Annotated in this window: 11 protein-coding genes; 5 read left to right on the top strand and 6 right to left on the bottom strand. The window is 65.7% G+C overall.

The window, feature by feature from the left end:
- Positions 1-47 precede the first annotated feature (47 nt).
- From ACYJSS_RS08760 to ACYJSS_RS08750, 3 genes are all read left to right on the top strand, one after another.
- The gene (locus ACYJSS_RS08760; protein WP_236205618.1) at positions 48-1457 is read left to right on the top strand and encodes an alkaline phosphatase D family protein; all 1410 of its coding nucleotides are present in this window, start codon (positions 48-50) and stop codon (positions 1455-1457) included.
- A gap of 74 nt (positions 1458-1531) precedes the next feature.
- Entirely contained in the window at positions 1532-1900 is a 369-nt protein-coding gene (locus ACYJSS_RS08755; RefSeq protein ID WP_111262192.1) for a hypothetical protein, read from the top strand.
- Positions 1901-2039: 139 nt separating this feature from the next.
- On the top strand, positions 2040-3014 hold the full coding sequence (locus ACYJSS_RS08750; protein WP_236205617.1) for a Fic family protein: 975 nt from the start codon (positions 2040-2042) through the stop codon (positions 3012-3014).
- A gap of 186 nt (positions 3015-3200) precedes the next feature.
- On the opposite strand, the gene ACYJSS_RS08745 is transcribed toward ACYJSS_RS08750, so the two are convergent.
- The 5 genes from ACYJSS_RS08745 to ACYJSS_RS08725 form a co-directional block, all read right to left on the bottom strand.
- Positions 3201-3665 (bottom strand): hypothetical protein, encoded by a 465-nt coding sequence (locus ACYJSS_RS08745; protein ID WP_236205616.1) that lies wholly within the window; start codon positions 3663-3665, stop codon positions 3201-3203.
- 192 nt (positions 3666-3857) lie between these two features.
- The gene (locus tag ACYJSS_RS08740; protein WP_275672234.1) at positions 3858-6227 is read right to left on the bottom strand and encodes a TonB-dependent siderophore receptor; all 2370 of its coding nucleotides are present in this window, start codon (positions 6225-6227) and stop codon (positions 3858-3860) included.
- Positions 6228-6326: 99 nt separating this feature from the next.
- Positions 6327-7289, bottom strand: a complete 963-nt coding sequence (locus tag ACYJSS_RS08735; RefSeq protein WP_236205615.1) for a FecR family protein — start codon at positions 7287-7289, stop codon at positions 6327-6329.
- Positions 7290-7343: 54 nt separating this feature from the next.
- A complete protein-coding gene (locus tag ACYJSS_RS08730; RefSeq protein WP_236205614.1) occupies positions 7344-7823 on the bottom strand; it encodes an RNA polymerase sigma factor in 480 nt (159 codons plus the stop codon).
- A 98-nt stretch (positions 7824-7921) separates the two neighbouring features.
- Positions 7922-9937 carry a sensor histidine kinase gene (locus tag ACYJSS_RS08725; protein ID WP_111262187.1) on the bottom strand — a complete coding sequence of 672 codons (2016 nt, stop codon included), beginning with the start codon at positions 9935-9937 and terminating at the stop codon, positions 7922-7924.
- 258 nt (positions 9938-10195) lie between these two features.
- Between ACYJSS_RS08725 and ACYJSS_RS08720 the strand changes: the two genes are divergently transcribed.
- Positions 10196-10882 (top strand): response regulator transcription factor, encoded by a 687-nt coding sequence (locus tag ACYJSS_RS08720; protein WP_236205613.1) that lies wholly within the window; start codon positions 10196-10198, stop codon positions 10880-10882.
- 11 nt (positions 10883-10893) lie between these two features.
- Here ACYJSS_RS08720 and ACYJSS_RS08715 read toward each other — a convergent pair whose 3' ends face one another.
- Positions 10894-11577, bottom strand: a complete 684-nt coding sequence (locus tag ACYJSS_RS08715) for a response regulator transcription factor (protein ID WP_111262185.1) — start codon at positions 11575-11577, stop codon at positions 10894-10896.
- Between the two features lie 376 nt (positions 11578-11953).
- Between ACYJSS_RS08715 and ACYJSS_RS08710 the strand changes: the two genes are divergently transcribed.
- Complete coding sequence (locus tag ACYJSS_RS08710) at positions 11954-13294, top strand: TolC family protein (RefSeq protein ID WP_459479649.1); 1341 nt, start codon at positions 11954-11956, stop codon at positions 13292-13294.
- The last annotated feature ends 38 nt before the right edge of the window (positions 13295-13332 follow it).

The raw sequence follows: 13332 nt of genomic DNA, 5'->3' as shown, positions 1-13332 counted from the left end.
CTCAACTGGCACACAGTGGTGATGGAATACTTCACAGGGAGCGTGCAATGAAACTGAATTGGCCAAGCGTTGGACCTATTGTCGGAGCGACCGGCCCCGACGAGACACGTGTCTTCATCAGGGCTGGGAAAGAGGTGCTCGGACAGGATCAGCGGCGCTGTTTTGGGGCTTTGCGTTGGCGCCAGGCAGGGAGCGCCGCCTGGTCCTTGCCCATCTTCAACAAGCTCTCTCCTATCTTCGACTTCAGTTGCGTATTCGTGATTCAGGGGCTCGCCCCTGAGACCTTGTACGAGTACCAGGTCGGCTGGTTCTTTGCCGAGGCTGAATTGGCAGGCGTCCAGGCCCTTGCCGGCGATCTGCAATGGCCGGCTCCAGAACCGGATTTCAAACTGAGCTTCACGACGGGCCCATCAGGGAATACAGCCCCGCGCCGCTACATCGTGGGTTCCTGCCGCTATGTACTGCGGCTATTCGGTGGCAACTTCTTTGATGATCGGGGCGACAAAGCCTTCCGTTCTGTTCTGGAGCAGATCGCCGGTGGCCAATCCGTCGATGCATTGTTGATGATCGGCGATCAGATCTACGCGGACGACCTCAAGGGGCTGGCACCGGACCAGACCCTGGATCAATTCCTTGAGCGTTATCGAGCTGTTTTCGCGCAGGAATACATACGCAAGCTCATGGCGAGAGTGCCGACCTACATGATCCTCGATGACCACGAAATCGAGGACAACTGGCCGGTTGAAGCCACGAGCAGTGACCGGACTTCGAAGTACATCTGGGCAATGCATGCCTACCAGATTTACCAGTGCAGCCACAGTCCACTTTTTCCGAGCAACGGCGAGCGTATCGAGGGGACGCTCTCGCATTTCTGGTACAGCTTCCGGGACGGCTGCGCCGACTGGTTTGTCATGGATTCTCGGACCGAGCGGGTACTCGAGGCGGGCGCTCGGAGAATGGTCAACGACGGGCAAATGGGCGCGCTGCTCAAATGGCTGGATGATGGCTCCGGGAACGTCAAGTTCATCGTGACCTCGGTGCCGATGTTCCCCGATATGAAAAGCGACAAGAACGACAAGTGGGATGCATTCCCTGAACAACGCCAGCAGATCCTCGACTTCATTCACAGCAAGCGGATCAGGAAAGTGGTCTTCGTTTCCGGTGATGTGCACTGTTCGTTCACCAGTGAATTGCGCCTGGAAGGAGACGACGACTTCCTCGTGCACCAGATCGTTTCCTCATCGTTCTTCTGGCCTCTGCCGCACATGCGCCAATCAAGCTTCGGTTTTGGTGACGTACTGAAGGGCAAGGGGAACCAGCGCTACGTCGGCGCTCTTACTTCCGAGATGCACTCCAAAGACAACTTCGCGCGTATCGAAGTCGACCAGGCGTCTGCCGTGGTGACGTTCTATGAACGCAAGGGCAATGCGCTTGGAAGCGCCACACTCGTTTTCTAGTTGCCAGACGTGGAAAGGGCCGAGCCAGCCTTTCGGTACATGCGGTTTGTGCTTTTCAACAGCGAGGATTCTTTATGGACGAGCAGATCACCCAGGCAGCGGATGCGTTGGCTTCTACCCCGACGGCGATTGGCACCGCCCGGACAGCTACGTCTCAATCCACCGAGTTGTATGACTTGCTTAAAGTCGTCGTAACCGATGTGAGCCTGTCGACCGATGAGAAGAAGATTCTCATCGACGAACTGCGCAAGAGCACCCCGGCCAGTGACCGCTGGACCTTTCGATGGGCCATCTGGATTCTCGGGGTCGCGGTATTGCTGACCATCCTGGCCCTTTGGAACCTCAGCTTTGTCAACATGGATATTCCGGATGGGCTTGTGGCCATTGGGTCAGCTGCAGCTGGTGGGCTGGCAGGCTTGCTAACCCCCAGCCGACGTGAGTGATTCAACGGCGTGCGGTTGATATGGAGTAGGCGATGAACAGTGCTTGGTTCGTTCTGTAGCGACCCGCCACTCGGGCTTTTCAATGCTTCAGCTGCTCAGCGCTTTACCCGCAATCCACCGGTGAAATAAGGTGGCCTGCATGAAGCCCTATCACCCCCCACTCACCCTGACACCGCGCATGCTGCAGCTTGTAGCCGATATCGGCGAGCGCGTCGGGCGTTTGGCGATTCAGCAGGACGGCTCACTGGCACCCCAGTTACGTCGTGGCAATCGCATTCGAACCATCCAGGCATCCCTGGCCATCGAAAACAATACGTTGAGCGTCGAGCAGGTGACAGCCGTGCTGGATGGCAAGCGGGTACTTGGGTTGCCGCGGGAAATTCAGGAGGTGCGTAATGCTTTCGCGGCCTACGAGGCCATGGAGCATTGGCAGCCCGGCCAGCGAGCAGACTTGCTCGAGGCTCATCGTGTGTTGATGCAGGGGCTGATCGATGAGCTAGGTCAGTACCGCCAGGGAGGCGTCGGCATCTATCGAGATGGCCAGCTTCTGCACATGGCTCCCCCTGCGGATCGTGTACCGACACTGGTGGGGGATCTGTTGCAGTGGCTATCGAACTGCGAGCTGCATCCCCTGATTGCCAGCTGCGTATTTCATTACGAGTTCGAGTTCATCCACCTGTTCGCGGACGGCAATGGGCGTATTGGCCGGTTGTGGCAGACATTGATCCTGAGCCGCTGGCGGCCGGTGTTGGCCTATCTGCCTGTCGAATCGGTTATCCGCGAACAACAGGGTGCTTATTACGCGGCCCTGGCGGCTGCCGACCGAGCGGGGGAGGCAACGCCTTTTGTCGAGTTCATGCTGGCGGCGCTGCATCAGGCGTTGCTCGAAGTGGCTCTGACCGATCAAGTAACCGATCAAGTAGTGCAACTGCTTCAGGTACTCGCACCGGGTGTCAGCATGAAAACGAGTGAGCTGATGCAGCATCTGCAGTTGAGTCACCGACCGACCTTTACGCAGAACTACCTGAAGCCAGCACTGATGGCGGGTTTGATCGAGATGACCGCCCCGGACTCCCCACGAAGTCCTCAGCAGCGTTATCGCAGAGCCTTCTGATGCAGTAACCCTGGGCTGAAGCCCAGGCAACGGCCCTGTAGGGGCGACTTGAGTCGCCCAGCAGCCCAAAGGGCTGCCGTGGGAGCGGATTCATCCGCGATAAGGCTCGGCCATTGCACGAGGCTCAGCACCCCCTGTTGGGCCTCGCTGCGCTCGGCGCCAACCTACGGCGAGTCGGGTGCTTGCCTAGAGCTTGCCAAGAATCGCCTGCAGCCCTTTCTGGTCCGCCTCGCTCACCGTGCCCTCCAGCCCGCAGCTGCTGAACGCCACTTTTCCGCCGGTGGCGAGGGTCTTGAGCAGGCCGAGGTCCACCATCATCACCACCTTCTCGCTGGAGGTTTCATCGTCGAGCTGCAGCTCGCCATAGCCTTCGTTGGCGACAGCGCCATCGACCGTCCAGGTGATCACACCGCAGGGCTCGATGACGGGTTTGTGGGTGCGGTGGACGATCGCCAGCGTGGCGTAGTTGGCCTTGCCGTCCTTGGGTACTACTACCGTGGCGTTGAGCCCGGCGGGGCCTTCGAGTTGGGTGTCGCTGGTCCAGTTCAGCACCGTGCCGCCGAGCATTTCTTCGGCCTGCTCGGTGAGCGTGCCGGCGAAGGCAGGGGTGGTGGCGAGGGTGAGGAGCAGGGCAGAGGTGGTGCGCAGCATGGGGTGATCGTCCTTGGTCGAGGGAGCGGATTGGGACGCGCAGTGTGCGGTGCTGAACGCCGCTGGGGCTATCTCTTTTGTCGGCGGGTGAGAAGCAAGAGGCCCAACCTGCGGGTTGGATTTCGCAGCGTTGGGCCTCGCTGCGCTCGGCGCCAACCTGCAGGTTGCTCCGTGCGCCATATGCGCTGGGGTTTACCAGCGATAGGCGACGCCGGCCGTGACCTGGCGTTCGGCGCCGTAGAAGGCGGCGTAGGTGTAGCTGAGGTAGTCCTCGTCGGTGAGGTTGGTGACGTTGAGGGTGAGGTCCCAGGGGCCCATGGCGTAGCCGAGCATGGCGTCCACCAGGGTGTAGGAGGGCGCGACGATGCGGGTGCTGAACAGCCCCGGCACTTCGTCGACGTAGCGCACGCCGGCGCCGGCGCGCAGTTCGCCCGGGCCGACCTGGCCGAAGCGGTAGTCGCCCCAGGCGGAGAACATGTTGCGGGGCATGCCGCCGGTCTTCTGGCCTTCATTGCCGCTGTTGCTCTTGGTCACTTCGGCCTGGGTGTAGGCATAGGAGGCGGTGACGCTGGCGTTGCTGCCGATGTCGGCCTTGGCCTCCAGTTCCAGACCACGGGAGCGTATCTCACCGGTCTGCACCTGGAAGTTGGTGTCCACCGGGTCGGTGGTCAGTACGTTGCTGCGGGTCAGCTGGTACAGCGCGGCGGAGTACAGGGCGTTGCTGCCGGGTGGCTGGTAGCGGATGCCGAGTTCGTATTGCTCGCCTTCGGTGGGGTCGAAGTCCTGGCCGGCACGGCTACGGCCTGCCTGGGGCTCGAAGGATTCGCTGTAGCTGACGAAGGGCGCCAGGCCGTTGTCGGCGAGGTAGACCAGGCCCACGCGCTTGGTGAAGGCGTCGCTGTCCTGGCGTGAGCGTTCGTTGCCGTACAGCGCATCTTCCTTCTGCTTGGCCCAGTCCTGGCGGCCGCCGAGCAGCAGCACCCACCTCTCGTCGAACTTGATCTGGTCCTGCAGGTACACGCCACTCTGGCGGGTGCGGTTCCTGGAGCTGTACGGCGCAGGGCCCCTGGCGGTGAAGGTGCCGCCGTAGACCGGGTTGAAGACATTCAGCGGGGTCATGTCGTAGTCGTAGCGATCGGTCTGCAGGTGGCGATCGCCGTAGTCGACGCCGGCCAGAACCGTCTGCTCGACGCGCTGGTGGTGGAAGCGCGCCTCCAGCTGGGTGTCGACGACGAAGTTGCGCGAGTCGTCGACGCGGTCCTGGGCGCCGCGTGCGACGGTGGTCATCTGCGGGTCGATGAAGCTGTCGAGCCACACCGACGGCATCTCGTTTTCCGATTCGAAGTAGCGCAGATTCTGGCGCACCTTGAGGTCGTCGTTGAAGGCGTGCTCGAAGCGGTAGCCGATGTCCCAGGCGGTGATCACCGATTTGTCGTAGCCCGGCTCGCCGGTGAAGGTGTGGCGCGAGATATGGCCGTTGGGGTTGGGCAGCACGGTGCCTTCGGCGGGCAGGCCGTAGACATAGGCGGTGCGGCTCTTCTGGTAGGTGGCCAGCAGGGTGAGGCTGGTGGCGTCGTCCGGTTGCCAGGTGAGGGACGGGGCGATGTAGGTGCGGTCGTCCGGCACGTGGTCGGTGGTGGTGTCGCTTTTGCGCTGCAGGGCGGTGAAGCGGTAGCTGAGGGTGTCGGTGAGGGCGCCGCCGTGGTCGGTGGCCAGTTGGTGGCGGTCGTTGCTGCCGGTTTCGGCCTTGATCTCGTGCAGCTCTTCGCGGGTCGGCAGCTTGCTCACCACATTGATGATGCCGCCCGGCGCGGCCTGGCCGAACAGCACCGAGGAGGCGCCACGCAGCACTTCCACGCGCTCCATGCCGTAGGGCTCCTGGGTGCCGTCGTAGATGTTGCTCATGTAGCGCATGCCGTCGCGGAAGGTGCTGCCGCTGATCTGGAAGCCGCGCAGGACGAAGGTGTCGGTGAGGCGGTCGTCGGCCTCGGTGGCGATCACCCCGGCGGTGTAGCCGAGGACGTCACGCAGGCTCTGGGCGTGGATGTCGGTGATCTGGTCGCGGGTCACCACCGAGATGGATTGCGGCGTCTCGATGATCGGCGTGTCGGTCTTGGTGGCGGTGCCGGCGGCCGTGGCCACGTAGCCGCTCACCGGGCCGAAGGCGGACTGCTGGCCGCTGGCGTTGATGTCGATCTGCGACAGGTCGAGGGTGCCGTCGCCGCTCGGGCGTTCCAGGGTGATGCTGCCCGCGCCGTGGCGGAAGCTCAGCCCGCTGCCCAGGAGGAGCAGGCCCATGGCCTGGTCGGCGGTGTAGCGGCCGCGCACCGCAGGAGCCTGGCCGGCGAGCTGCTCCTCGGTGGTGCGCAGCACGGCGATGCCGGTGGTGGCGGTGAATTCACCGAGGGCGTCGAGCAGCGGCTGGCTGGGGATATCGAACTGGAACTGCGGCTGGCGCTGCTCGCTGGCGGCCTCGCTGCTATGGGCCTGCATGGGCGCGGCGAAGGTGGTGAGCAGGGCGCTGGCGAGCAGGGTCCGGGCCAGGCGGTGGCGGTTGGTCATGCGGTGGTTCTCCCCCGGGAATGGCAAATGCGAATGATTCACTGCCGATACAACGGGCGAGACCGGGAAACCCCTCAAGAAATTTTCAGATTTTTTGCATCAGCGATGCAGGACCACCGCCAACCCAGGGATCTGCGTGGTCTTCAGGCCCAGTTCGATGCTCAGGGCGCTGAGCACCGCCTGGGGATCGCTGGTGCGGAAGGTGCCGGAGATGCGTTGGTTACGCAGGGTTTCATCCAGCAGCACGACGGGCGGGTGGCCGAGGTGGCGGAGGCTGTCGAGCACCTCACCGAGGCGGGTGCGATCGAAGATCAGCAGCCCGCGCTGCCAGGCCAGGGCGCGCTCGCTGTTCACCGTTTCCGGGCCGTGCAGGCCGCTGCCATCGAGGCTGGCCTGCTGGTTGGGGATCAGGGTGACGAGCGAGTCGGCGGCGTTGCCCCGGACCTCCACCCGTCCACGGCTGACCGTGACCCGCTCGCCCTGGCCGCTGGCGTCGACGGCGAAGGCGGTGCCGAGCACCCGGGTGCGGAGCCCCGGGCTTTCCACCACGAAGGGGCGATTGGCGTCGTGGCTGACGTCGAACCAGGCACGGCCGCGCAGCAGGGTGACGCGGCGCTCGCCATCGCTGAAGTGCAGGTCCAGGGCGCTGTCGGCATCCAGCAGCACCTGGCTGCCGTCGGCCAGGGTCAGCTGTTGTTGGGTGCCGGGGGCGCTGGCGTGGTCGGCCGCGTAGCGTTGCAGCAGGCCGGGGTCGCGCCAGAACAGCGTGCCCACCGCCAGGCCGAGCACGCAGGCGGCGGCCAGTGCCGGCCAACGCTGGCGTTGCACGGGGCGGCGCCGGTGCCAGCCATCGCCAGCCAGTTGCCGGGCGGGTTCGCCGAGTTTCTGCCAGAGCTGGTCCACCGCCTGGAAGGCTTCGGCGTTGGCCGGGTCGCTGTCCAGCCAGCGGCGGAAGTCCAGGCGTTCGCTCGCCGGCAACTGCGGGTTCTGCAGGCGCACGTACCAGCGGGTCGCCATGTCCTGGCGATCCTGCCGTGCTTGCTGTTCGGGCGAGGTCTTCACTCTGCTTGCGTTCCACGAATCGAGGGGGCTGCCATTACAACGTGCGACACCGGGTCAGCCCTCAGTGCGCTGGCAATGTTGGAGGACGCGAATGATGTCCTTCTCCACCGTGCTCAGGGAAACCCCGAGCCGTTCGGCGATGCTCGCATAGGAGAGGCCATCCAGGCGACTGAGGAGAAAGACCTGCTGGCAACGGCGGGGCAGGCCTTGCAGGCGGCGCAGCAGGTGTTCGAGTTCCTGGTGCGCTTCGGCCTGCTGCTGCAGGTCGAGGCCGTCGCCTTCGTCCTCCGCCTCTTCGCGGGCATGGCGGTTGCGCACCTGGCGCGCCCGCAGGTGGTCCAGGGCAAGGTTCTGCGCCGTGCGGAACAGCAGGCTGCGGTCACCGTCGCCCAGCTCCCGGTCCCAGAGCCGCAGGAAGGTGTCCTGGGCCAGGTCCTCCGCCGTGCTGCGATCGCCGACGATGCGCCGGATCAGCTGCAGCAGCCGGTTCTGTTCACGCAGGTAGAGGGCCAGGAAGGGCGACGGCTTGCTCATGGGTGGGCAGGCAGCGACTCGTTGGAAGGGATTGCGAGATTAATGCGTATGCAATCACTTCTCAATTACATCTTTGTGCGCCGCTCTGCCTTGCGCGTTCAACCGGTGGCGAGGCTTTCGGGCTGCACCGGCAGGCTCAGGCGGAAGCAGATGGGGCCGTCCTTGCCGGTGCTTTCCAGGGCGATCTCGCCACCGTGCAGGGCCGCGATGCGCTTGACCAGGTACAGGCCCAGGCCGGCGCCGGGGGATTGCTGGGCCTGGCTGCCACGGAAGTACTTCTGGAACAGCAGCGGCGCCTGTTCACGGGGGATTTCCGGGCCTTCGTTGACCACGCGGATGTCGAGCATCCCCGCGTCCGCGCGCTCGCGCACGTCGAGGCGGATGACGCTGTCGGCCGGGGCGTGGCGGTCGGCGTTGGCGATCAGGTTGCGCAAGGCGATGCGGGTCAGGCCGGTGTCGCAATGCAGCGTCTGGCGCTGGCTGTGGTACTCGATGCGGGCGCGACCGGGGGGCACGTCGCTGGTGCTGCGCGCCAGCAGCTCGGGCAGGTTCTCTTCGGTGCGGCGCAGCTCGGTGCTGGTCTCGGCCATGCGGTCGTGGTTGAGGTAGTTGTCCACCAGGGTCAGCAGGCGGGTGGTGGATTCGCGGATGTTCTGGCAGCGCTGCTCGTTGCGCTCGGGGGCGCTGCCGAGGTTGCGGGCGATCTGCTGGGCCGAGGTGGCGATGATCGCCAGTGGCGTGCGGAATTCATGGGAGACCATCGCCACGAAGTCGCGCTGCTCCTCGCGGATGCGCTGCTCCTGGCGCAGCAGCTCGCGCAGCTCGCCTTCCAGCTCGGTGCGCCGGCGGATCTCGTCGCGCAGTTCCAGGGTACGGGCGTCGATCTGCCGTTCGAGGTGGGCGTTCTGGTCCTGCAGCACGTGCTTGAGCCTGCTTTCGGCGCGGCTCTTTTCGTCCTTCAGCTTCCGGTAGTGGTTGATGATGCGCATGCTCATCAGCAGCATGTGCAGCAGGGTGCCGAGCGCGGCGGCGTTGTCGGTGGCGAAGGAGGTGGGGACGATGCCGAGGTTGCGCAGGAAGCTGACGATCACCCCGGCGTAGTAGATGCCGAAGATCAGCAGGAACACCCGCGCCGAGGCATGGCCCTGGAACAGCATGCGCACGGCCATGCCGATCAGCAGCGGAATGGTCAGCAAGGAGGCGATCTGCACCAGCGGTGCGCCGGTCTGGTAGTGCCCGGCGAGCACTGCCGTGGCGGAGGCGAGGCCGATGACCACGCTGAGTACCGTGAGCACGCGCCGCAGGTTCACCATGTCCCTGGGCCTCAGCTGGCGCTGGGCGAAGATGAAGCCCAGCGGCAGGCTGGCGGCCAGGCCGCAGCCCAGCATGCGGTCGCTGATGCTCCCGGGGATGCCGAAGACCTGTTGCGGCAGCCCGTAGCTGAGGCTCTCGATGGCGATGCAGCAACTCACGTAGATCAGGTACCAGCCGCTTTCCGGCGCGCGGGTCATGCGCCAGAACACGCTGTGGAAGACGATCAGCGCCAGGTAGATGCCGAAGTACAGGCCCGAGCCCAGGTATTCCACGCGGGTGCGGTCGCCGAACTCGGCGGTGGGCATCAGGCGCACGCTCACCGACATGGCGTTGCGCGCTTCCAGCCGCAGCAGCAGCCAGCGCGGCTGGTCGGGTTGCAGGGTGAGGGCGAAGGAGGGCGTGCGGTAGTCCACCTCCCAGTTCTTGCGGTTGATGGATTCGCCGCCCTGGGCTACCCGGGGTGCGCCGCCCGTCTCGTAGTCGTAGAGGGTCACGCCGTCGATCAGGGCGTTGTTCAGCGTCAGCATCCAGCGCTCGGGTGATTCGGGGCCGGCCTGCACCTGCAGGCGCAGCCAGATCACGCTGCGGGTGAAGCCGGCATTCAGCGCACCGGGCAGCGCCTTCCAGCCTTCGGCCTGCATGGCGCCAGCGGCGTCGAGGCGGCCATCGGGGTCGTCCAGGCGCTCCAGGTAGCCCCGGGTGTCGTGCGTGCGCTCGCCCAGTTGCAGGGTGTCGGCGCCTGCCTGCCAGGGCAGCAGCAGGCACAGGCAGAACAGCAGGAAGTGCAGGGGACGGGTCATCGCTGGGCGCCGGGGCTTTTCGGAAGCCGGGGATTCTAACCGGGCAGCGACGCGATTCGCTGCGCCGCTCAGATTTGCTCGGTTTTGCCGGGGCCTGCGTGGGGTAGGGTGCCGCCGTGTTTCGGGCTTGCGGCCTCCGGAACGCCGTTCGTCAGCAAGGGGCCGCCAGGGTGCATCGCCGTGCAGGAACACAGCCGGGCAAACTCGCCGATATCCGTCCTGCGCATGGCTGGCGGGGCCGCCGCATCGCTCGCGCACATGCGCCTTCTGGTGGTGGAGGCCGCGCCGGACAGCCAGCCGGACCTGTGCCTGCGCCTGCTCGGCAAGGTCGGTTTCGTGACCATGAGCACCGTCGGTGCCCTGCAGGACGCCGAGATCGCCCTGTTCGGGCCGCACATCGTCCTCCTGGAGCTGGAGGGTGAGGGCCGTGCCGGGCTCGAGCTGGCCGCCCGCATCCGAAATCTGTGGCCGGGCATCGGGCTGATCCTGCTCACCGAGCCCGGCCGGCTCGACCAGCGCCTGGCGGGCTACACCCTGGGGGCTGACCACTGCCTGGGCCGCGCCGTGGCGGAAGACGAACTGCTGTCGGCCATGGAAGCGCTGATGCGGCGCCTCGGCATGCAGGCCGCACCGCTGGGCTACTGCTGGGTGATCGACGCGAAACGCCAGGCGCTCAGCGCACCGGATGGCCAGCAACTGGAGCTGAGCCGCAAGGAATGCCGGATCCTGGGGCTGCTGCGTGAAGCGCCGGAACAGACCGCCAACCGCCGCGTGCTGGCCGAAGGGCTGGGCGAGGACTACCTGACCTACGACGAGCGCCGCCTGGAGGCCATCGTCAGTCGCCTGCGCCGCAAGATCGCCGGGCTCGATGGTGCGCCAGCGCCCATCCGCTCGCTGCGCAACCAGGGGTATGCATTCATCGGTCGCCTGCTCTGCGCGGGCTGATCCCGGGCCGCTCAGGCGACGATGCGCACCTTCTCGTAGAAGCAGTAGCCGGTGTTGCGCAGGGTCTTGAGCGGCAGTTCCAGGCCGGCGGCCTGCTCCACGTTACGGCGCAGGCGGCGGATCTGCGTGTCCAGCCGGCGCTGGTCGTAGGTCATGTAGTCCTCGTCGAGGGCGTGGACGATCTCGCGCCGCGAGACGATGTCACCGGCGCGCTGCATCAGGCACTGCAGCACCAGCATGTCCTGGTGCGACAGGCGCAGGCGCTGCTGGTTGGGCGTGCGCAGCTGGCGCGAGGCCAGTTCCAGTTCCCAGCGGGTGCCGCCGCGTTGCAGGCCGAGGCGTCGACGCAGGGCTTCGAGCACCGCCGTCAGTTCCTCGAGGTCGCAGCCCTTGGCCAGGTAGTGGTCGGCGCCCACGCGAAAGCCGGTGACCCGGTGGTCGGTGGAGCCCCGGGCGGTGAAGGCGACGATGCCGAGGGTGCTGCCGCGTTCGCGCAACTGCTGGATCAGATCGAGGCCGTCGCCGTCCGGCAGGCCCAGGTCGATGACCGCGAGGTGGTGGCGCTGCTCGTCGAAGGCCTCGGCGAAGCTCGCCAGGCTGTTCGCCGGGGTCACGCGGTAACCACTTTCACCGAGGAACTCGCTGAGTTCCCGGGCGAGGATCGGTTCGTCTTCGAGCAGGATCAGATCAATCATTCACGGGGTTCGATACGGCATCTTCCCTGGTTCGAATTCCGCTTTACCTACATCCATTCGGTAAAGCGCTGTCCTTCAAGTGACAACATTTCCTGCAGCTTATCGAACCTTCATGGGGATGGAAAAGCACGGATTGGTGCCGCTCCGCTTGCCCGAGCGCAGCGGCAGGGTGCTGTGTGAGCCCGTTCCAGAGCGCCGCAAGCGATGGATAAAGGGCGCGCGAGGGGGTGAATGTCAGCATTTGTCAGTTTCGCGAGGTGGCATAAAGCTACCATCGCGATGCCCGGTGCCCTGCCGCCGGACCATCACGATGACCTGTAGCGGTGAGCCCTCCATGCTTTCTACTTTGAAACCCGTCCTTCAAGCGCGGCGAGAGTTGCTCGCCACCTGCCTGCTGCTGTGCTCGGCCAATGCATCCGCGGAACAGGGGTTCGCCGACAGGCTCGAACGCATCCTGCGCGAGCACCAGCTGGTGCGCATGGTCGATGCCGACGTCGAGACCGCCCGCGAGCAGGTCGCCGTCGAGAAGACCGCCTATTTCCCCAAGCTCACCGTCAACGGCAGCGCCGGCAAGCAGCACATCGACCGTGAAAACGGCGGCAACGGCAGCTACGACCCGTCCGAGGCCAGTGTCGGCATCAACCAGCTGATCACCGACTTCGGCGCCACCTCGTCCCGCGTGCAGGCCGCCAAGGTGGTGCTGGTCAAGGAAGAGGCCGAGCGCGAGCTGCAGGTGCAGAACCTGACCCTGGCCGCCATCGAGGCACAGCTGCAGGTGATCCAGGCCCAGCGCACCCAGGCCTACGCCCGCCAGTCGGAACAGAACATCAAGCAGCAGACCTCCCTGGAGAACGCGCGCATGGAGGCGGGCCGCGGCTACGCCACCGACGTGCTGCAGGCCAAGTCGCAGCTGGCCGGTGCCGAGGCGCGCCGCGTCATGGCCGACAGCCGCATGCGTGAAGCGCTGAACCGCTACCGGGTGATCTTCGGCGAAGCCGCCATCGCCGCCGACAGCCTGGAGGGCCTGGCCATTCCCGGTGCGCGCCTGCCGGCCTCCGAGGTGGACATCATCGAAAGCGTGCGCCAGCAGAACCCCGACGTGCTGGCCGCCATCAAGCGTGCCGAGGTGACCCTCGCCGAGCGCGACGCCGCCCGCAGCAAGGAGCTGATGCCGCGCCTGTCGTTCCGCCTGAGCCAGGCCCACTTCGACGACTACGACGGCTCCCCGGGTCGCCGCGACGACACCAAGGCCATGGTCAATTTCGACTGGCAGTTCGACCTCGGCATGCGTGCCGACCACGTCACCCGTGCCGCCGACCAGGCCGTGCTGAGCGCCGAGGAGAAGGCCGACTACGTGCGCATCCAGGCCATCGAGGAAGCCCGCAACGCCTGGGACTCCTGGCAGACCTCCCGCGAGCGCTCCGAGCACCTGCGCAACCAGGTGAACATCGCCGAGAGCTTCCTCGACCTGGCGCGCAAGGAGCGCGAGATGGGCCGCCGTTCGCTGCTGGACATCCTCAACGGCGAGATCGGCCTGATCAACGCCCAGAGCGACGCGACCGCCGCCGGTATCGACGAGATCATCGCCGCCTACCGCCTGTTGCGCGCCACCGGCCGCCTCAGCCCCGAGCTGTTCCGCCAGCCCGGCATCGTGCTCCCGGCCGATCGGGCACTGCCCGTGGCCGCCCTCGATGCCGGCCAGGCCGACGCCCGCTGAGGCCCGTTGCACGACCGATCCGTCCAGCGCACGCACCT

The organism is Pseudomonas sp. No.21 (assembly GCF_054558415.1).
Note: the sequence above shows the minus strand (reverse complement) of the source record. Positions and strands in the feature narration are given on the sequence as shown.